This window comes from Elongatibacter sediminis (genome assembly GCF_037892215.1).
GTDB classification, from domain to species: Bacteria; Pseudomonadota; Gammaproteobacteria; order Xanthomonadales; family SZUA-36; genus Elongatibacter; species Elongatibacter sediminis.
Map to the genome: position 1 here is coordinate 348,215 of NZ_JAZHOG010000004.1, position 20,133 is coordinate 368,347.

The following is a 20,133-nucleotide window of genomic DNA, read 5'->3' on the forward strand; positions in this document are numbered from 1 at the left end:
CCGGCGCCTGGTCTTCGGTTTGCGGATCATTGTCCTGCTCCCCGGAATTTTCGGTCGTGGTGTCGTCGCCCGGGTCCCCGGACGGTTCGGCCGAGGCGTCGCCTTCAGCGGCCTCGGCTATCGATTCGTCTTCCCCGGCGCCGGATGTATCGGTGTCTTCCGAGGGTGCGGCTGCATACCCGTCCTCTTCGTCTCCGGCGTTCTCTTCCACGGCGTCCGTTTCGTCCGTGACTTCATCGGTATCGGCCGAGGAGGCCGCCTCCGCGGATTCCGGGGCTGCACCCTCCGTCGCACCTTCAAACGCGAGTTCCGGTTCGAGGTTTTCCATGTCGCGAATTTCAGCCAGGGTCGGCAGATCATCCAGGCTTTTGAGTTCGAAGTAGTCCAGAAACGCTTTGGTCGTACCGAACAGCGCGGGCTTGCCCGGTACGTCACGATGGCCCACGACCCGGATCCACTCGCGTTCCTGCAGGGTGCGAACGATGCTGGAGCTCACCGATACGCCGCGGACCTCTTCGATTTCTCCACGCGTGATCGGCTGGCGGTAGGCGATCAGCGCCAGGGTCTCCAGCAGGGCGCGGGAATACCGTTGCGGGCGCTCTTCCCACAAGCGCTGCACCCATGGTGCCAGCTCGGGCCGCGTCTGCAAACGAAAGCCCGAGGCCACTTCGACCAGTTCGATTCCGCGGTGCTCAAGGTCGGTCGACAGAGCCTCGAGGGCCTGGGCGATATCGCCGTGCGCCGGTGCTTCCTTCTCCTCGAATACCGACGCGATCCGGGCGACGGTCAGCGGCTCTCCCGCGGCGAGAAGAATGGCTTCGATGATGCATTTCAGCTCCGTGCTGGACGCTGGATTCTCGGACATGGCGGCTTCTACTCCGGGACCTTCGGCTGTGCGGGTATGAATGATTTCGGATGATTCATGCGGCGGGGTCTCCAGGCTGACGTCAATCGGCCAGTGCGCCGTCAGCACCCGGCCGGCGCACATAGATGGTACCCATGGGTTCGTTCTGAAACAGATCGACCAGGCGCTCCCGGGACAATTCCATCAGCGCCAGGAACGTTACCACCACACCCATGCGGCCTTCTTCCAGGGTGAACAGCGCGGTGAATTCGCAGTGTGAAATATCGCGCAAGCGATCGATGATTCGGGTCATGCGTTCGCGCACCGACAGTGGTTCGAGCTCCACGTGATGATGACCGAACAGCTCGGCCCGTCCCATGACGTCGCGCAGGGCGCTCAGCATGTCGTTGAGGCCGATTTCGGGCGGGATGCGGATCACCTGCCGGTCTTCGACCCAGGCCTCGAGTACCGCGAAGTCCCGCTCCCGCCGCGGCATGGCGTCGATGTCTTCGGCGGCCTGTTTGAACCGCTCATACTCCTGCAGCCGGCGGACGAGTTCCGCGCGCGGATCCTCTTCTTCCCCGTCCTCGGTCTGCGGTCGCGGCAACAGCATGCGCGACTTGATCTCCGCCAGGATGGCGGCCATCACCAGGTATTCGGCCGCCAGTTCGAATTGCAGCTCACGCAGCATGTCGATGTAGCCCATGTACTGGCGGGTGATCTCGGCGATCGGAATGTCCAGAATATCCAGGTTCTGGCGCCGGATCAGGTAGAGCAGCAGATCCAGCGGACCTTCGAACGCTTCCAGGAACACCTCCAGCGCGTCCGGCGGGATGTACAGGTCCTGCGGCAATTGCGTGACCGGCTGGCCCTGCACGATGGCGAAAGGCATCTCTTCCTGGTGCGCTTCGACGGCCGGGGTTTCAGATTCGGCGTGGGCTTCCAATAGGTGTCTCGTTTCAGTCAGGGCCGCGTTTCAATCGAGGCGAAAGCGCGCGGTCATCCGCTCGCGGGTGCTGCGATTACAGCTCAGAAGTCTATCACGCCGCGCCCCTGGCGCAGGACCACCGGGGGCTGGGAAGTGAGATCGACCAGGGTGGTCGGTTCCAGTGGACAATAGCCGGCATCAACGAACAGATCCACCAGTCCGTGCACGGCATCATACAGATCCTCGTTGTCGAGAATCTCTTCGTCCTGCTCGGGCAACAGCAGCGACGAACTGAGGATGGGTTCATCCATGGCGTCGAGCAGGGCCTGGACCAGGTCATGATCGGGAATGCGCACCCCGATGGTCCGGCGCTTGCCCTGCTGGGCCCATCGCGGCACCTGGCGCGTGGCCGGCAGTATGAAGGTGAAAGGGCCAGGCGTCGCCTGGCGGATCAGGCGGTGTTCGGTATTGCCGACCTGCGCCAATTGACCGACATCCGACAGCGACCGGCAGCTGTAGGTGAAATGGTGGTTGCGATCCAGTTGGCGGATCCGGATCACCTGTTCTCTGGCCTTGCGGCTGCTGGCCCGCCAGCCCAATGCGTAGCCGGAATCCGTCGGCAACGCGATCAATCCGCCGCGAATGAGAACGCCGGCGATGTAGTCGACGTGTCGCGGATTGACGCCGCGCTGGCCAATGTCGATTCGTTCGCTCAAGTGCGGGACTCTACCGATTGCAGGAAGCCATTTTAGGGCCTGTGCATGCCTGTTGAACAGGCCTTGATGCATCCCGGCTGCGAACGGCTTGAGCGCGGTGCGCGCTGCGCGTAAGCTGCCTCGTTTGAGCCAGTGACTGCGAAGGTGGAAGAGCCGAACATGTGGTACGTGATTTATTCCAGGGATGCCGAGGATGGACTGGCGCGCAGGCCGGGGGTCCGGGAGGCGCATCTCGAGCGTGTGCGCGAACTGCAGGACCAGGGCCGTTTGCTGGTGGCCGGGCCCCGTCCCGCGATTGATGCTCCCGACCCGGGGCCCGCGGGCTTCCACGGCTCACTGATCGTCGCGCGATTCGATTCACTGGATGACGCCCGCGCCTGGGCCGATGCCGATCCCTACGTGGCCGCCGGCGTGTACGCCGATGTGGAAGTGACGCCGTTCATACGGGTGCTGCCGAAATGAGCGGGGCGGCCGAGCGGGCGCCGGCGCGGGCAGCCGAAATGGAGCGGCGTTTGCGCGCGGCGCTGACGGTCGGAACGGTCGAAATCATTGACGAAAGCCACCTGCATGTCGGCCATGCCGGCGCACGGGACGGCCGCGGTCACTTCCGGCTGCGGCTCTCCGCGGCGGAATTCAAAGACTTGCCGATGATCCGGCGCCATCGACTCATCTACGATGCCCTGGGAGACCTGATGCAAACCGACATCCACGCGCTGACCATCGAGGCGCGCGTTCCGGACGGGTCTGGCGACTGAGGGTCAGGCCGTGCGGGCCGGGACCGGGCCGTTCCAGCCGGGACTGCGATGGTCGGCTTCGACCGTGGTATAAATTCCGCCCCGGACGTTGAATGTGGCAGTGAGACGGATGTAGCGCGGATCCAGGGCGGTGACCAGATCGTCGAGAATCCGGTTGGTGAGGTCCTCGTGAAATCCCCCCTCATCGCGGAAACTCCACAGGTACAGTTTCCACGATTTCAGCTCCACGCAGCGCTGATCGGGGATGTACTCGAGCAGCAGGGTGGCGAAATCCGGTTGGCCGGTTTTCGGGCACAGACAGGTGAATTCTGGAGACTCGATCCGAATGGTATAATCCCGCGTCGGTTTCGGGTTGGGAAATACCTCTAGTTCTGTACTGGGCCGGGTGCTCACGGTAACTCCTGAATATTCCTGACAAAAGCGCTGACGAATTTTACCGGTGGATTTTCGCCGGAACTGGGAAAATTACCATAAACCCTTCAACAAGCGACGCAGTTTAGCCACTTAATGAATACGATTCCAATGCGCCCCGGTGCAGCATGAGGCTGGCCAGGATCAAGCTTTCCGGGTTCAAATCCTTCGTTGACCCGACCGTCTTTCATGCGCCCACCAACCTGACCGGCATTGTCGGGCCGAACGGCTGCGGCAAATCCAACATCATCGATGCCGTGCGCTGGGTGATGGGTGAAGGTTCGGCCAAGGTTCTGCGTGGCGAGTCGATGGCCGACGTCATCTTTTCCGGCTCATCGACCCGCAAGCCGGTGGGTACCGCGACCGTGGAACTGATCTTCGATAATTCGGACGGGCGGGTGGCCGGTCAGTTCGCCGGTTACAACGAGATTTCGGTCAAGCGCCAGGTCTCCCGCGATGGCGTGTCCAATTATTTCCTCAACGGCACCCGTTGCCGGCGCAAGGACGTTCGCGACCTGTTCCTGGGAACCGGGCTGGGTTCGCGCAGCTATTCCATCATCGAGCAGGGCATGATTTCCGAGGTGGTCGAGGCACGGCCCGAGGAAATTCGCGGTCACCTCGAAGAGGCGGCCGGCATATCCAAGTACAAGGAACGGCGGCGTGAGACCGAAAACCGCATTCGCCACACCCGCGACAACCTGGCGCGTTTGTCCGACCTGCGTGATGAGGTGGGCAAGCATCTCAACCGGCTGCAGCGTCAGGCCGCGGCCGCCAAGCGCTACCGCAAGCTGAAGAAGGAAAAACGCGAGAAGGAATCACGCCTGCTGGCCTTGCGCTGGCGCGCCCTCAAGGAGCAGGCCGATGCCGGTTCCACCGCACTGGCGCAGCGCGAGACCGCGTTGCAGCAGTCGATCGCCGGCCAGCGTAATGCCGAGGCGGCGCTGGAGAAACTGCACCAGGAACAGGGGCAGGCGGGGGAACGTTTCAATGAGGTCCAGGGGGAGTTGTACTCGGTCGGCAGCGAAATCGCCCGCCTGGAACAAACCATTCAACATGCCCGGGAACTGCAAGCGCGGCAGCGCGCCGATTACGACGAAACGGGAGAAGCGCTGAACGACATCGAAAAGCACATTGTGCTGGACCGCGCCCAGGTGGAGGAACTGACTCGTGCGCTCGCCGAAGTGGAGCCGGCTCTGAAAACGGCGATCGAGGCAGAAGAGGAAGCCAATACGCAATTGGCCGCTGTCGAGGCGGAGGTGCAGTCGTGGCAGGAAACCTTCGAAGCCCATCATCACCGCAATTCCGAGTCGCAGCGCCAGGCCGATCTGAAACGCGCCGAAATCAATAATCTCGACGAGCGCATGGCCCGCGCCGCGCGCCGGCTCGAAAATCTGGAACAGGAAACCGAAACGGCGGATACCTCGGACTTCGTCAAGGCTCTGGCGGCCCTGGAGGAGGAGGCCGTCAAGCTGGCCTCGGAACAGTCGGCGAACCAGAAACAACTGGACGAGCTTCGCTCGCAGCTCACCGAGCGGCGTGACAATTTGCGCGCAACCGAGCGCCAGGTGCAGGAACGGCAGCGCGAACTCCACACCCGCGAGGGCCGGCTGGAGTCCCTGCAGGCCGTGCAGACAGCGGCTCTGGCCGAAAGCGGAAACGACGAATGGCTGCAGGCGCAGGGCCTGGCCGACGCTGCCCGCCTGGCCAAAAAATTGCGCGTGGCCGGCGGCTGGGAACTGGCGGTCGAGACCGTGCTGGGTCAGTGGTTGCAGTCGGTGCTGACGCGCGACGACGATCGGCACATCAGCGCGCTTGCCGGACTCGAGGGTTCGCTGGTTGAACTGCTTGATGACACCGCCGGCAACGTGGCGCCACGGTCCGGTACCCTGGCCGAACATGTTGAGGGCGCGCCGGACGTGGTCGTCGACTGGCTGAACCGTGTGCGTGTCGCTGACGAGCTGGTACAGGCCTGGAAAGAGCGCAAAAACCTCGACGAGGCCGAGTCGTTTATCACGCCCCGGGGTGAATGGCTGGGGTCGGGCTGGATCCGGGTCGCACGCGGTCAGCCGGGCGAAGAAGGCATGCTGGCCCGGGAAAAAGCGATCGCGGACTTGCGGGACGAGGTGGAGCGACTCACGGCCGAGGTCGCCAAACAATCCACAGCCATCGAAGCGGAGCGGACCGAACTGGGCCGGCTGGAAGCGTCCATCCGTGAATTGCAGGAATCGGTGAACAGCGCGCACCAACGCCGCAGCGAAGTCGAAAGCCGGGCCGAGAGCCGGCGCGCCAGCATCGCCATGATGGACAAGCGCCAGGCCGCGATTGCAGAGGAAGTGGCGGAATTGCGTGAGCAACTGGATGCCGACCAGCAGAAGATCAAGTCGGCCCGTTCGATCCTCGAGCAGCACGTCGAGGAAATGGCCGCGATGAAGCAGGAGCGCGACGGCCTGGATGCGCAACGCAGCGAGTTGATGGCGCGTCGGGACGCCAGCCGCAACGGGGTGCGCGAAGCGCGCGACCGGCGGCACGACCTGGCCCTGAAGGCGGAATCCCGCCGTGCGAGCCTGGACTCCCTGCAACAGTCTCTCGAGCGCATGGACACGCAGCTCAGTCAGCTTCAGCAGCGCTACGTAACGCTCAGTGAACAACTCGCCCGTGCCGAAGACCCGGACAAGGCGCATGCGGCCGATATGGATGCGCTGCTAGCCCGGCGTTCCGATACCGAAGCCCGCCTGACCGCGGCTCGCGAAGAATTGCAGCAACTCGAGGAAGCCTACCGGGAGCGCGACGCCGAGCGGCAGAAATCGGTGCAACAGTCCGATGAAATCCGCCAGCAACTCGAGCGCGATCGCCTGGCACAGCAGGAACTCGAACTCAACGCACGAAACCTGGAACGTCAGATCGAGGAACTCGACGGCGATGTCGAGGCCCTGGCCGCGGACCTGCCCGATGCCGCCGAGGTGGCGGAGTGGGAGGCCGAACTCGAGCGCCTGGGCGAGCGCATCACCCGCTTGGAGCCGGTCAATCTCGCGGCCATCGACGAGTTTGAGGAAGAAAAGCAGCGCAAGGAATACCTCGACGCACAGAACGAGGATCTGTGCCAGGCTCTGGCCACCCTGGAGGAGGCGATCGCCAAGATCGACCGCAAGACCCGCACCCGGTTCAAGGAAACCTTCGAGCGGGTCAACAAGGGTGTTCAGGAACTGTTTCCGCGCCTGTTCGGCGGCGGTCACGCCTACCTGGAATTGACCGGAGACGACTTGCTGACGACCGGTGTCAGCATCATGGCGCGACCCCCGGGTAAACGGGTCAGCAGCATTCACCTGCTGTCTGGTGGTGAGAAGGCGCTGACGGCCGTTTCTTTCGTGTTCGCCATCTTCCAGCTCAATCCGGCTCCGTTCTGTCTGCTGGACGAGGTGGACGCGCCACTCGATGATTCCAACGTCGCCCGGTTTTCCGGTATGGTGCAGGAATTGTCGGAAACCGTGCAGTTCATCTTCGTGACGCACAACAAGATCACGATGGAAATGGCCCAGCAACTGGCCGGCGTGACCATGCGTGAGCCCGGCGTGTCGCGTCTGGTTCAGGTGGATATCGACCAGGCGGCCCAGCTGGCGGCGAGCTAGCGATTTTACCGGGCCCGCGGGCCTTTGCGGGCCAATGAGACGAAACCTATGGACTCAGCGACCTTGAGATGGATCATCATCGCGATCGGGGCCGTCATCCTGATCTCGATCTTTCTGTTCGGCAATCCCGAGCGCAAGCGCAAGCCCAGGGCATCGCGGCGTAAGCCGCAGCCGGCCGGCGTGCGGCGCGAACCCACCCTGTGCGCGGCCAGCGCTGAGCCAGGCACGGATGCCCGGCCGGAGGATTCTGCCGGGCCTGATCCGGTACAGGGCCAGGCAGAGCTGCCGATCGATGAAGGTGGCGTCGAGACTGCCGGGTCTTCCGAAACCCCCGGGTCCGGCGAACCGGCTCCGGCGCCGCGCCGTCCGAGCCGACCCACGGGTCCGCCGCCCGACCGAATCGTCACCCTGTTCCTGCTCGCCCGGGACAATCACGTGATATCCGGCGCGGAATTGCTGGAAGCCGCGATCAAGACCGGGCTGGAGTTTGGCGATCTGGATATCTTTCATCGCCAGGCGGAAGGGTCCGACCAGCCGCTGTTCAGCCTGGCCAACGCGGTCAAGCCCGGCTATTTCGACCGGGACGCGTGGAACACCTTCGAGACCAAGGCGCTGGCGGTGTTCATGCCGCTGCCGGGACCGATGCTCGCATTGGACGCCTGGGACGCCATGCTGGCTTCCACGCGCCGGCTGTCGGAAATTCTGAATGCCGAAATCCAGGATGACCAGCACGAGCCATTTACGCGGCAGAAAGAAGTGGCCTTGCGCGAGGAGATGAGGGTGTATGACCGTGAACAGGCTCGCAAGTCCCTGTCCTGACGAGCGTCACCGTCCGTGAGCCCGGATTCGGATCATCCGTCTGGCCGGAACCGTGCGTCGGAGAGCCGCGATGACGCGGAGCGGCGCGCAGCGGAGTTACGCCGCGAAATCGAAGGTCACAACTACCGCTACTACGTGCTGGATGAACCCAGCGTTCCCGACGCCGAGTACGATCGCCTGCTGCGCGAACTGGAAGACATCGAGGCGGCTTTTCCCGACCTGGCCACCGAGGACTCGCCCACGCGTCGGGTCGGTGCGCCGCCGTCTTCCGGATTCGAGGAAGTGCGCCATCGCCGGCCGATGTTGTCCCTGGCCAATGCGTTTGAGGACGAGGAAGTCGAAGCCTTCCACGACCGGGTGCTGCGTGGTCTTGAAGTGGAGCATGCGGACTACGTCGCCGAGCCCAAGCTGGACGGAGTGGCGATTTCGCTGCGCTACGACGCCGGCCGGTTGGTTCAGGCCGCTACCCGGGGCGACGGACTGACCGGCGAGGACGTGACGGACAACGTGCGTACCGTTCGCGCCATACCGCTGCAGCTGCGCGGCAAGGGCTGGCCCGGCGACCTGGAAGTTCGCGGTGAAATCTACATGCCGCTGGAAGGTTTCGAGGCATACAACGCCCGGGCCAGGGTAGAGGGCGGCAAGGAACTGATCAATCCGCGCAACGCGGCGGCCGGCAGCCTGCGGCAACTCGATTCACGGCTTACCGCGCGCCGTCCGCTGGCGTTCTTCGCCTATGCCGCGGTGGCGGATACGGGCTTGCCCGAAAGCCAGTTCGAAGTGCTTGAAGCCCTGCGCGGATGGGGCTTTCCGGTCAATCCGGAAGTTCGGCGGGTGCGCGATGCCGGGGGGTGCCTCGACTATTTCCGTGACCTGGGCGAAAAACGCGGGGAACTCGCTTACGACATTGACGGGGTCGTGTTCAAGGTCGAAGGCCGTCGAGACCAGGAAACCCTCGGATTCGTCAGCCGCGCACCGCGCTGGGCGCTGGCCCGGAAGTTTCCGGCCCAGGAGGAAATCACCCGGCTGCTGGCCATCGAAGTCCAGGTCGGCCGAACCGGTGCGCTGACGCCGGTGGCCCGCCTTGAGCCGGTCTTTGTCGGCGGGGTGACCGTGACCAATGCAACCCTGCACAATCTCGACGAGATTCGCCGCAAGGACGTCCGGGTCGGCGACTGGGTGGTCGTTCGCCGCGCCGGCGACGTCATTCCCGAAGTGGCGCGGGTGGTCCCTGAACGCCGTGAGGGCGACCCCGAGCCTTTTGAACTGCCCAGCGAATGCCCGGTGTGCGGATCCGCCGTCGAGCGGGTGGAAGGCGAGGCCGTGGCGCGCTGCACCGGTGGCCTGGTGTGTCCGGCTCAGCGCAAACAAAGCATCATGCATTTTGCCTCGCGCAAGGCGCTGGACATCGAGGGGCTGGGCGAGAAACTGATTGATCAACTGGTGGAGGCCGGCCTCGTGACATCGGTGGCGGACCTGTATCGCCTGCGGCTCGATGACCTTGTCGCCCTCGAACGGATCGGCGAGAAATCGGCCCGCAACGTATTGGACGAAATCGAACGCAGCAAATCACCGGAACTGGGGCGGCTGCTGTTCGCGCTGGGTATCCGTGAGGTCGGTGAGGTGACTGCGCAATCGCTGGCCCGGCAGTTCGGCTCCATGGAACGACTGGCCGCCGCGGGGATCGACGACCTGCTGGAAGTACCCGATGTCGGACCGGTCGTCGCCAGCCATGTGCACGCGTTTTTTCAGGAAGAACACAACCGCGATGTGCTCACCGCGCTGAAGGAAGCGGGTGTGGAGCCACAGGCACCGGAAGCTCCGGAAGGCGAGCAGCCTCTGGCCGGGCAGACCTGGGTGTTGACGGGCACGCTGTCCATGCCCCGGGCGCGGGCCAGAAACCTGTTGGAATCACTCGGCGCGCGGGTCACCGGCAGCGTGTCGAAGAAAACCGACGTCGTGCTGGCTGGCGAAGAGGCGGGTTCCAAGCGCGAGAAGGCCGAGTCGCTGGGCGTACGCATCATCGATGACGACGAATTTCGGGGCCTGCTGGCGGATCACGGTCTCGATTCGGACTGAGCGGACCGAACCGCGCCGCTGTCCTCGGGAAGCACGAGGCGGTACAGCGGCGCCGGCCGGCCTTCGGTCGTGACCACGATTCGTCCCGCGCCATCGAACGCGACCGCCTCGTCGTGGGTGTCGGGCGGACCGGTGTATTCCACCGGGCGGCGGTTGAAGGCGGAGGCCCAATCCTCTTCGGCTTCGCGCCGGAAAACATACAGGCTGCGATACGTCAGCACGGCGGCCGTGCGGCCGTCGCGGCTGAAATCCAGTGCCGTCGGTTGGGATATCCAGGCGCCACGCAGTGGGTCGAGCAGCAGGTCGGCCGGAGTGGGCGGGCGCAAGGTTTTCAGTTCACCCAGATATTCCAGCACCGCTTCGTCGGTGTGCAGCGCCGTATTCACGCCGATGCCATACAAGCGCGGCGGCTGATCGCGCTTGGTGAGCAGAATGAGTCGATGTGACGCCGGCTCGTAGGCCAGGGATTCGGTGTCGTGGGCGCCATCCGGATAGCGCAGTCGCAGGCCGTGAATCACCGGAAGCGGACCGGCCTCGTCCCCGGCGGCTGCAGTGAATGATTCGGGTGGCGTCGGCAGTTCGGTGAAATACAGCTGAATGGAATCCCGTGTTTTCAGATTGTCACCGATGTCGCCCACCACCAGCAGCGAGCCGCTTGCTGACGGCACAACGGCCAGGTCTTCCCAGTCCTGGTTTTCCGCCGGCGCCAGATCCAGTCGGCGCACTAGCTTGCCGAGACTGTCGAGCAGATACAGCCGGGGAGGGCCGTCGTCGTTGTGCACGACATAGTGCTCGCTGCCGGTCACCGCAAGGCCGCTGATCTCGTCCAGTTCTGGTGAGTCGATGACGCCTGTGCGCTCGAATCCCCCTGCTTGCTGCGGAGCGCGTTCGTTTGCAAGGCTTGCGTCGTCGTCTCCGGCAGGCGGCTCCCGGCCGTCGCAGGCGACGGTCAACAGCAGGCTGGCCAGCATGATGCGTGTCGCACGGCGGAGCCCGGGCGACAGGCGGCCAGGGCCCTTGGATTCTGGCGGCTTTTCCATCGTTCCAGAGTATCAGGATAGAATCATCGCCATCTGTACCCACCGGGAGTTTCCGGCATGCCGGTTCTAGATTTTCGATTCCTGGCGCCCGCGCGGGCATGAAGCTTCTACTGGTGCCCAATCCGGCGGCGGGCGGGGGCCGGGCCGGCCGCTTGCTGCCAGCCATTCGCCAATCTCTGAGCGCGTGTGATTTCCGATTCGACGTCCTGTCGGTGGCGGACGCCGGTCTGGCCACCGGCCTGCGCGCTGATTCACTGTCCGGCTACGATGCGGTGGTCGCCGTGGGCGGCGATGGCACGGTCTTCGGCGTGGTCAATGGCTTGATGCGCCTGGCGCCGGCCGATCGGCCGGTGCTGGGTGTCATTCCGGTGGGAACCGGCAACGCCTTTGTCCGCGATCTCGGTCTTGAACCCGGTGACTGGCGCGGCGCGGTCGACCTGCTGGCGGCGGGGCGAACCCGGCTCGTGGATGTCGGCGAATACCGTTCCCTGGATCACGGAACCGGCGCCGACCGCTTTTACTGGGTCAATGTCATCGGTGCCGGATTCGTTGTCGACGCCGGGCGGACCGCGCAGGGCCTGAAAGCCTTCGGCCGCTCGGCCTACACCTGGGCCGTGCTGTGGCGCCTGATGGGTTTGCGCAGCTATCGCTTTCGCCTGGAGCTGGATGGCCGGGTGCTCGACCAGGATCTTCTGTTCGCCGAAATCTCCAACACCCGCTACACCGGCACCCATTTTCTGATCGCGCCTCAGGCTCGCTGCGATGACGGTGAGTTCGACGTTACCCTGGTTTCCCGCATGCCGCGGTGGAAGCTGCTGAGGCTGTTTCCGATGGTGTTTACGGGACGCCACGTGCAACGCCCGGAGGTTCGCATGCTGCGGGCCCGCGCAATCCGCCTGGTCGCGCCGGCCGGCCTCGGCCTGATGGCGGATGGTGAGTTCCGCGGGACCATGCCGGCGGAAATGCGCTGCCTGCCACGCGCGCTGAGGGTTTTCTGCCGCTGAGCATGGCCCGAACCCGGTGACTGGCCGACTTCTGCTTCCTCTGATACTGGCTTGCACCGGCCCGGGACCCGTTCTAGTCTGATCGCATCTGCTGCAGATGGGAGAGCGCGGTGAGTTCAATCGTGGGTTGGCTATCGCTGACGGGCGTGATGATCGCGCTGGCCGGGATACCAGTGAGTTCGCAGGGGGGCGGCTCCGGGGCTGCGAAGTCCGTGCCGCCGGGATCGAACGTGCCTGAAGTCGTCGAGCTGCGGCCGGCCATGCGGATTCCCGCCGTGCTGCCACCCGCCGCACCGGGTGTTCAACGTCCCCGCCCGCCGGCTGCGCTAACCGAGGATCAACGTGCGGGGATCGTTACGGACCTGTTCGATTCCGCCGCTGGAGGCACGATCCGCATGTCGCCGGCTCATTCGCTCGACGCCGCGGCCGGGCATCTGGTGTTGCAGGACCCGCACCGGGTCGATCCCGTGCATGGCGCCCATTTCGCCACGGGCGGGCAAGGCGTGGTGATACTCAGCCTCAACGCGGAGGCCGGGGGTGGCTATCTGGTGGACTTCGCGGTTAACGGTTGGGATTCAGGGATCTACTCGATCGTCGCTGACGGCGCCGATCTCGAGGTGAGCGATGATGGGTCACTGACGCACGTTCTGGTGGGGATTCGCACGACCCAGGCGGGCCGGGTCAACGTGCGTCTCAGCCGCGCCGGCTCCGGGTTCTATCTGCACGCGGTTGAGGTTACTCCGGCGCTGGTCGCGCCGGATCCACAAGACCCGGGTGATTCCGCTTCGGCCGGGTCGGCCGGGAACTGACCCCGGCACTCGTCATGGCCGGGGCCGCAGGTCACGACCCGTGGTTCCGGAGGCTCAGCCTTGGCTCAGCGACTCTCGTACTTGAATTTCTGGCCGCCAACGGAGGCTTCGTACATGAGCCCGCCTGAAACGTTGGTGAAAATGGCCACGCCCTTGTTGTAGCTGGCGTCCGCCGATGCACCGAGCGTTACCGCGACCGCCGAAGCCTGTGCGCCGAGTTCGAAATTGCCGCGCTGGAAGTCGGAAAGAGCGGTCTGGTCGCGGAAAAAGATGAACTCGGAGTAGACCTGGCCGCCGAGTTGCAGGCCGATGGATGCCTGGGTCAGCGAGGTCTCGCCGATTACCTGGTCATTGGCGATCACCAGGCCCTTTCCGTGTGCGCCACCGATGACGATACCGCCCTTTCCGACTTTGGGAAACACGGCATAGCCGGCGGAATTGGCGAACCAGTCGTTCATGCCGGGATCTTTTTCCTTGATGGCCAGAATGGCTTCCTGGACGGCCAGTTCCATCTGGTTGTTGGCGTCCGGTTCCCAGGCGCCGAAGGCCGTCTCAGACAGCAACAGAAACAATCCGATCATCGTGAGCGCGGTCTGGCGCATGGTGTTCTCCTGTCAGGTATGGGGCACCGGGATGGACCGTTGAAGCCCGGGTTGGTTCCGGGCTCCGCCGGAATCCGCCGGGTTTACGATTGCGAAGTTAAGCACATTCATACCGACCGTTCCATTGGCGGGTTCGGCGATGTGATCCTTCCCGTCCTGCCCGGGGCCGTTCTGTCGCGTGTAATCAGACGTTTGCGGCCCGATTGTCAGCCGCATTCTGCACTTCCTTCAGCCCGGCGCCTGGCGAAGCCGGGAATTCTCGTCTCCCAACTCCTCGCTCAGGTGATGCATCAACAAACGAATGCGCTCGGTTCGACGCAGTTCCGGGTGGGTCAGGACCCACAGGTCACTGGTGACGCGCGGGGTGAGCTGAAACAGCCGTTCCAGGCCGGGTCGCATCTGATCGTCCGGTAGCAGGGCGATCCCCAGACCACTCAGTGCCAATGCGGCTATGCCGTTGAGTGTGTTGCAGCGGGCTACCACCTGGTGTGCGGCGTTGCGGTCGATCCACTGCAGTGCGGGCAGGCGGGTCAGAGAACCCTCAGCGGCGATCAGCCGGTGGCCCTCCAGCCGGCTCTGTTCGTCGACACGACCCATGGCTTCGAGGTAGGCGGGTGCTGCGTAAAAGGACCAGGCAAAGCGGCAAACTTGCCGACCGACGAGGTGCTCGGGCGGTTTGGAAGTCGCGCGAACCGCGATATCCGCTTCGCGGCGTGACAGATCCAGCGAGGCCGCGCCGACGATGAGTTCAATGCGGATGTCGGGATATCGGGCGCGGAAGGTTTCGAAGTGGCGGGGCAGGTAGTTGTAGGCGATGTTGTCGGGTGCGGTGACCCGGATGGTGCCGCTGGGCCGGTAGTCGCGGCCGAGCAGACGAAGCTCCAGCGTGTCGATTTCCTCGCCGATCCGCCCGGAATGCTCGGCCAGCGTATGCCCGGCCGTGGTCAGCACGTAACCCTGGGGCAGGCGGTCGAACAGACGCGCACCCATGGATTGCTCGAGGCGCCGGAGGCGGCGGAACACCGTCGAGTGGTTGACCCCCAACTGTTCCGCGGCACCACTCAGCGAACCGGCGCCGACGATGGCGTTGAACACACGCAGATCATCCCAGTCCAGAGTTTGCAAATTTGCAATATTCATTTTCATATTTTGCGAATTTACTTGCAGTAACGCAACCTGCAAACTTCAGCCACTGACTTTGGAAAGGAGATTGGTCATGAACGATAAACAACTTCAATCCTGGGGTATCGCGCTGACACGCATGACTCTGGGTGTGGTGGCACTGACGCACAGCCTGTATCTGAAAGGCGTGATTTTCACCTTGCCAGGCACTGCTCAGTACTTCGCTTCGTTGGGTTTGCCCGCCTGGCTGGCCTATTTTGTATTCGCCATCGAGGTGACGGCCGGATTCATGTTGCTGGCCGGCTGGCGCGTACGCCTGGCCGCGGCGGCGCTGATTCCGGTCATGCTCGGCGCCACCTGGGCGCACGCGGGTAATGGTTGGGTATTCTCCAATGCCGGTGGCGGCTGGGAGTATCCACTCCTGCTGGCCGTTATGTCCCTGGTCCAGACACTGCTGGGTGCGGGCGCGTTCGCATTGGGCACACGTCCGGTGAGCCGGTCCGGGTCCGCCGCGAACCTGGCACTGGAGAGCTGAGCCGCTGGTTGGCCGCGGCGCCCGTTTTCACTCGTTCCCCGGCGCCGCGGCCACCGTTCCAATGGTCGGTCGCCATGCTGTTTTCGGCGCCCGTCTTGGCTACAATCGACCCTCGCAACGCAGAGGGCTCACAGAGCTTCACGGGGGACGAACTTCCATGGACGTACGCGACAACCTGCTCGATGCCATCGGCGACACACCGTTGATCCGCCTGCGGCGGGCCTCGGAGGAAACCGGCTGTACGATACTCGGCAAGGCCGAATTCATGAACCCGGGCGGCTCGATCAAGGACCGCGCAGCGAAATTCATCGTTCTCGATGCCGAGGAACGCGGAGAACTGCAGCCTGGCGGCATCATCGTCGAAGGCACGGCCGGCAATACCGGGATCGGACTGGCGATGGTCGGCCGGGCGCGGGGTTACCGCACCGTCATCACCATTCCCGACACCCAGGCGCAGGAGAAGAAGGACGCGCTGCGACTGCTGGGGGCTGAATTGCACGAAGTGCCTGCCGTGCCGTTCAAGAACCCCGAAAACTACGTGCACGTGGCCGAACGGCTGGCTGATGAACTTCGCGCCAGTGAATCCGCGAGCGTGCTCTACGCCGACCAGTGGGAAAACCTTTCCAACGGCGACGGCCATTACCGCTCCACCGGGCCGGAAATCTGGCGCGACACCGACGGAACCGTCGATGCTTTTTGCTGTGCCATTGGCACGGGTGGCACGATTTCAGGCGTCGGCCGTTATCTGAAGGAGCGCAATCCCGGGACGGTCATTGCCCTGACCGACCCAATGGGTTCATGCATGTTCAATCACTTCAAGCACGGCGAGTTGAAGGCCGAGGGCAACTCCATCACCGAAGGCATCGGTCAGGGCCGGGTCACCGCCAACATCGGCAGCGCGCCGGTCGACGATGCGTTTCAGGTAACCGACGCGGAGATGCTGGACGTGCTGTTCCCGCTGCTGCAGGAAGAAGGTCTGTGCCTGGGCGGCTCCAGTGGCATCAATGTGGCGGGCGCGATCAAGCTGGCCCGGCAACTGGGCCCGGGACACACCGTGGTCACGGTGTTGTGCGACTTCGGCCAGCGCTACCTGTCGAAACTCTACAACCCGGCCTTTCTCCGGGAAAAAGATCTGCCGGTACCGAACTGGCTCGAAGCCTAGATTTTTTGCCTTGACGCCGGTCAGCGCGTGATTGGGGCGCGGCGGCCGACGACCCCGAAATGATGTGGCGGCAGGGGCAAGCCGGGGACTTCCGTGGACAGACCGCAGGCCTCCAGCCAGGCGCAACACTGGTCCGGCCGCGGCCGGATGGCCGGATCGGGGCCACGCGGCGTCGGCCGGTCGTGCACCCAGTGGACGATGCCGATCCGCCCTCCGGGCCGCAGCAGGCGGGCGGCTTCCCGCAGAAGTTCGAGCGGTGCTTCGGCGTGCAGGATGTTGAACAGCATGGCGTAGTCGCATGAGGCATCCGCCAGGCCAGTCCCGTTGCGGATGAAGTCGCGGCACTCGGTGCGAATATTGGCGAGGCCTTCCACGCCCGCCCGGTCACGAACCCGGTCGATCATGTCAGCTTCGATGTCCAGCGCGTGCACCGTGCCGGCCGTGCGCCGTGCCGCGGCCAGTGTGAACGTTCCGTAGCCACAGCCGAAATCCACGATGTCGTGTTCGAGATCGCGGCAATTGAGGGCATCGAGAATTCGTTCCGGGGCGAAAAATCCGTCCCAGGTGGATGCTTCCGGCATACCGCTGTCGCGAATTTTGCCCATGGGGGAACGATACGCGAGCCTGCGCTGACGGGCCAGACGGCAGTGGCTCGCCGGCAAGTGGAGCAGGGGTTAATGCGAAAGCCATCCGGGCGGCGCGCTAATCCCGGTTCGCGACACCGGAAGAACGACCCGGCACGTCGGCCCGGACGGCGTGCGGATTGTAGCCGCCCGGCCGGCACTCGCGCAAAAACATTTTTCGCCGCGGCCGCGACCGACCGCAAGCGGGCATGAGTGGACCTCCGGTAGCCGGGGTCAAGTGGCGGGAATCAGCAGCCGAACCAGCCAGGCCAGCGTCGAAACGGCGACGACACCGCCGACCCACAGCGTCACGAACCAGAGCCCTTTCTTCCAGGCCGGTGATCGCGGGGGCGCGTCCTGTTCGCGCGGCATCAGTGGTATCCCTCGCCGGGCCGAACCTTGCCGCGGAAAATCCAGTAAGAGTACCCGGTGTAACCGAGGATGACCGGCAGCAGCACCAGGGTGCCGGCCAGCATGAAACTCAGGCTGGAATCCGCGTTGGCGGCCTCCCGGTAGCTGATGTGGGGCGGGATCAGGTGGGGGTACAGGCTGGCGACCAGGCCGGCAAAAGAAACCGCGAACAGGCCCAGTGAGAGGACGAACGGCAGGACTTCGCGTCCCCGTTTCACGGCAAGGAAAAACGCCGCCGCGATCGCGGCGGTGGCCAGCGGAATGCCCCACAGGATCAGCAACGAGCCCAGCGCAAACCAGCGATCACGCACCGCGTCGTTTTCCAGAACGGTGCCGAAACTGACCAGCCCGATCAGGGCCACGACAGCCGTTCCCAGCGGTACCTGCAGATCGCGCATCCGGCGCTGCAGGCTGCCGTCGGTCTTGATGACCAGCCAGCAGGCGCCCAGCAGCGCGTAGCCCGTTACCAGGGCGATGCCGGTGAGGATGGAGAACGGTGTCAGCCAGTCGAACCAGCCACCGACGTAGACCCGGTCCTGCACCGCGATACCCTGCACGAAGGCGCCGACCATCACCCCCTGGAAAAATGCGGCCAGGGTCGAGCCGCCGGTAAACGCCAAATCCCAGAGCGGCCGCCAACGCTCGGTTCGGAACCGGAACTCGAAGGCGACGCCGCGGAACACCAGCGCGAGCAGCATGCCGATGACCGGGGCATAGAAGGCGGTCAGCAGCACCGAATAGGCCAGTGGAAAAGCCGCGAACAGCCCGCCACCGCCCAGCACCAGCCAGGTCTCGTTGCCGTCCCAGACCGGCGCCACGGTGTTCATCATCGTGTCGCGTTCTTCCTTGTTACGCCCCAGCGGAAACAGGATGCCGATACCGAGATCGAAGCCATCCAGAACCACGTAGGCGAGGATGGCGATGCAGATCAACAGCGCCCAGATGGTGGGCAGGTCAAGGCTCATGACGTCACCTCCGGATCGTCATGATGGCCGGAGACCGCGGCCTCGCCGGGGCCGCCGCTGCGCAGTGGCCCCTGTTTCAGCGAGCGCATGCCGATTTCCTCCGGTATGCGGCGCATCAGACGCAGCAGGTAGAACGTACCGGCTGCGAACACCAGCAGGTAGACCACCACGAAGGCCAGCAGCGAACCGGCCACGCCCGGTGCGCCGATCGGAGAAGCCACATCGGCGGTGCGTATCAGTCCGTATACCAGGTATGGCTGGCGGCCTGCCTCGGTGACGAACCATCCGGCCAACAGCGCAATGAACCCCTGCGGTCCCATGGCAATGGCCCAGCGCAGAAACGTGGACGAGCCGAACAGCCGGCGGCGCCAGGCCAGAAAGGCGCCGGTGAGACCGAACGCGATCATCAGCAGGGCGATGCCGACCATGATGCGGAAGGTCCAGAACACGATCGGAACGTTGGGCCAGTCCGCGCGCGGGAAAGCGTCCAGGCCGGTGACCTCGCCGTCCGGGTCATGCGCGAGTATCAGACTGCCCAGCTTGGGGATTTCCAGTGCATGGCGGGTTTCCCCGGCCTCCATGTCCGGCATGCCGAACAGAATGAGTGGCGCACCGCGGCGGGTTTCGAAGTGTCCCTCCATGGCCGCCACTTTGGCCGGCTGATGTTGCTGGGTATTGAGTCCGTGCAGGTCGCCGACCACCGCTTGTGCCGGCGCCACCACTGCCGCCATCAACACGGCCATTCCGAACATCATGCGGGCCGGTTCGCTGGCGCGGTTGCGCAGCAAGTGCCAGGCACCGGTCGCACCGACCACGAATGCGGTGCTCAGGTAGGCGGCCAGCACCATGTGGATGAAGCGGTAGGGGAAAGACGGATTGAAAATCACCGCCGGCCACGATTCCGGTACATATCGCCCGTTCTCCAGCAGCCAGCCCGTCGGTGTCTGCATCCAACTGTTGGCCGACAGTATCCAGAAGGCTGAAATGAGGGTGCCGACCGCCACCAGCACCGTGGCCGTGAAGTGAAGCCGCGGTCCGACCCGCTCCAGCCCGAACAGCATGATGCCGAGAAAGCCGGCTTCCAGGAAAAACGCCGTCAGCACCTCGTAGGCCAGCAGCGGGCCGAGAATCGGTGCGGTCATCTCCGAGAACGGTCCCCAGTTGGTACCGAACTGGTAGCTCATCACGATGCCCGATACGACCCCCATGGCAAAGCCGACCGCGAACACCGGCAACCAGAACCGGAACAGCCGCAGGAACACCTCGCGCCCGGTCGCCAGCCACAATCCTTCGAGCACCGCCAGAAAGCTGGCCAGACCGATGGTGAACGCGGGAAATACGATGTGAAAACTGATGGTGAACGCGAACTGGATCCGCGCGAGAAGCACCGGGTCGAGGGATTCCACTTTAGTTCGTCCTGCAGAGATAGAAAGTCGGAAGACGGGGCAACGTCAATATTAGGGTTTGCTTATTTAAAAGTACAATTCAATTGTTCGATGCCGACTATTGATAATTCAAATTGCACCTGATGCTCGCAGGAGAGCGCGAAGGGTGTTGGGCTTTACTGAAACAAAAAAAGGCCCGCGATTTCTCGCAGGCCTTTGATGAGCTTATCGACAGATAGCTGACAGAATATTCCGAGCACATGGTTTACACATGACTGCATTTGGGGAGAACCCAAA

Annotated in this window: 19 protein-coding genes and 1 pseudogene; 9 read left to right on the plus strand and 11 right to left on the minus strand. The window is 64.0% G+C overall.

Annotation, left to right across the window (positions count from 1 at the left end):
- Positions 1 to 235 precede the first annotated feature (235 nt).
- The 3 genes and pseudogenes from scpB to V3330_RS08450 all read right to left on the minus strand — a co-directional run.
- Positions 236 to 865 (minus strand): annotated as a pseudogene (scpB, locus tag V3330_RS08440) (SMC-Scp complex subunit ScpB); the annotation flags it as partial.
- An 82-nt stretch (positions 866 to 947) separates the two neighbouring features.
- Positions 948 to 1,736 carry a segregation and condensation protein A gene (locus tag V3330_RS08445; RefSeq protein ID WP_354694986.1) on the minus strand — a complete coding sequence of 263 codons (789 nt, stop codon included), beginning with the start codon at positions 1,734 to 1,736 and terminating at the stop codon, positions 948 to 950.
- Between the two features lie 137 nt (positions 1,737 to 1,873).
- The gene (locus V3330_RS08450) at positions 1,874 to 2,488 is read right to left on the minus strand and encodes an L-threonylcarbamoyladenylate synthase (protein ID WP_354694958.1); all 615 of its coding nucleotides are present in this window, start codon (positions 2,486 to 2,488) and stop codon (positions 1,874 to 1,876) included.
- A gap of 159 nt (positions 2,489 to 2,647) precedes the next feature.
- On the opposite strand from V3330_RS08450, the gene V3330_RS08455 reads away from it, so the two are divergent.
- Together V3330_RS08455 and V3330_RS08460 are read left to right on the plus strand one after the other, a co-directional pair.
- Complete coding sequence (locus V3330_RS08455; protein ID WP_354694987.1) at positions 2,648 to 2,950, plus strand: YciI family protein; 303 nt, start codon at positions 2,648 to 2,650, stop codon at positions 2,948 to 2,950.
- Entirely contained in the window at positions 2,947 to 3,243 is a 297-nt protein-coding gene (locus tag V3330_RS08460; RefSeq protein ID WP_354694959.1) for a BolA family protein, read from the plus strand. The genes V3330_RS08455 and V3330_RS08460 overlap by 4 nt, the downstream gene beginning before the upstream one ends.
- A gap of 3 nt (positions 3,244 to 3,246) precedes the next feature.
- Here the strand turns inward: V3330_RS08460 and queF are convergent, their stop codons facing one another.
- Positions 3,247 to 3,636, minus strand: coding sequence for a preQ(1) synthase (gene queF, locus V3330_RS08465; RefSeq protein WP_354694960.1), 390 nt, complete (start codon positions 3,634 to 3,636; stop codon positions 3,247 to 3,249).
- 146 nt (positions 3,637 to 3,782) lie between these two features.
- Between queF and smc the strand changes: the two genes are divergently transcribed.
- The 3 genes from smc to ligA are packed head-to-tail and all read left to right on the plus strand — an operon-like array spanning position 3,783 to position 10,178.
- Positions 3,783 to 7,280, plus strand: a complete 3,498-nt coding sequence (smc, locus tag V3330_RS08470; protein ID WP_354694961.1) for a chromosome segregation protein SMC — start codon at positions 3,783 to 3,785, stop codon at positions 7,278 to 7,280.
- Between the two features lie 48 nt (positions 7,281 to 7,328).
- The gene (zipA, locus tag V3330_RS08475; RefSeq protein ID WP_354694962.1) at positions 7,329 to 8,099 is read left to right on the plus strand and encodes a cell division protein ZipA; all 771 of its coding nucleotides are present in this window, start codon (positions 7,329 to 7,331) and stop codon (positions 8,097 to 8,099) included.
- 15 nt (positions 8,100 to 8,114) lie between these two features.
- Positions 8,115 to 10,178 carry an NAD-dependent DNA ligase LigA gene (ligA, locus tag V3330_RS08480; RefSeq protein ID WP_354694963.1) on the plus strand — a complete coding sequence of 688 codons (2,064 nt, stop codon included), beginning with the start codon at positions 8,115 to 8,117 and terminating at the stop codon, positions 10,176 to 10,178.
- Here ligA and V3330_RS08485 read toward each other — a convergent pair.
- The gene (locus tag V3330_RS08485) at positions 10,157 to 11,218 is read right to left on the minus strand and encodes a hypothetical protein (protein WP_354694964.1); all 1,062 of its coding nucleotides are present in this window, start codon (positions 11,216 to 11,218) and stop codon (positions 10,157 to 10,159) included. The two genes, ligA and V3330_RS08485, sit on opposite strands and share 22 nt — an antisense overlap.
- Positions 11,219 to 11,316: 98 nt before the next feature.
- Between V3330_RS08485 and V3330_RS08490 the strand changes: the two genes are divergently transcribed.
- Entirely contained in the window at positions 11,317 to 12,222 is a 906-nt protein-coding gene (locus V3330_RS08490; protein WP_354694965.1) for a diacylglycerol/lipid kinase family protein, read from the plus strand.
- A 110-nt stretch (positions 12,223 to 12,332) separates the two neighbouring features.
- Entirely contained in the window at positions 12,333 to 13,031 is a 699-nt protein-coding gene (locus V3330_RS08495; protein WP_354694966.1) for a hypothetical protein, read from the plus strand.
- A 65-nt stretch (positions 13,032 to 13,096) separates the two neighbouring features.
- Here the strand turns inward: V3330_RS08495 and V3330_RS08500 are convergent, their stop codons facing one another.
- A complete protein-coding gene (locus tag V3330_RS08500; protein WP_354694967.1) occupies positions 13,097 to 13,633 on the minus strand; it encodes a lipid-binding SYLF domain-containing protein in 537 nt (178 codons plus the stop codon).
- A gap of 228 nt (positions 13,634 to 13,861) precedes the next feature.
- The gene (locus tag V3330_RS08505; protein WP_354694968.1) at positions 13,862 to 14,773 is read right to left on the minus strand and encodes a LysR family transcriptional regulator; all 912 of its coding nucleotides are present in this window, start codon (positions 14,771 to 14,773) and stop codon (positions 13,862 to 13,864) included.
- A gap of 76 nt (positions 14,774 to 14,849) precedes the next feature.
- On the opposite strand from V3330_RS08505, the gene V3330_RS08510 reads away from it, so the two are divergent.
- Both V3330_RS08510 and V3330_RS08515 read left to right on the plus strand, forming a co-directional pair.
- Positions 14,850 to 15,290 (plus strand): DoxX family protein, encoded by a 441-nt coding sequence (locus V3330_RS08510; protein WP_354694969.1) that lies wholly within the window; start codon positions 14,850 to 14,852, stop codon positions 15,288 to 15,290.
- Between the two features lie 157 nt (positions 15,291 to 15,447).
- Positions 15,448 to 16,452, plus strand: coding sequence for a cysteine synthase A (locus tag V3330_RS08515; RefSeq protein ID WP_354694970.1), 1,005 nt, complete (start codon positions 15,448 to 15,450; stop codon positions 16,450 to 16,452).
- Positions 16,453 to 16,472: 20 nt separating this feature from the next.
- Here V3330_RS08515 and V3330_RS08520 read toward each other — a convergent pair whose 3' ends face one another.
- From V3330_RS08520 to V3330_RS08535, 4 genes are all read right to left on the minus strand, one after another.
- Positions 16,473 to 17,057 (minus strand): class I SAM-dependent methyltransferase, encoded by a 585-nt coding sequence (locus tag V3330_RS08520; protein ID WP_354694971.1) that lies wholly within the window; start codon positions 17,055 to 17,057, stop codon positions 16,473 to 16,475.
- Positions 17,058 to 17,309: 252 nt separating this feature from the next.
- Entirely contained in the window at positions 17,310 to 17,447 is a 138-nt protein-coding gene (locus V3330_RS08525; protein WP_354694972.1) for a DUF2474 domain-containing protein, read from the minus strand.
- A complete protein-coding gene (gene cydB, locus V3330_RS08530; protein WP_354694973.1) occupies positions 17,447 to 18,451 on the minus strand; it encodes a cytochrome d ubiquinol oxidase subunit II in 1,005 nt (334 codons plus the stop codon). Before cydB ends, V3330_RS08525 begins: the two co-directional genes overlap by 1 nt.
- Positions 18,448 to 19,857, minus strand: coding sequence for a cytochrome ubiquinol oxidase subunit I (locus V3330_RS08535; protein WP_354694974.1), 1,410 nt, complete (start codon positions 19,855 to 19,857; stop codon positions 18,448 to 18,450). Before V3330_RS08535 ends, cydB begins: the two co-directional genes overlap by 4 nt.
- Positions 19,858 to 20,133 lie beyond the last annotated feature (276 nt).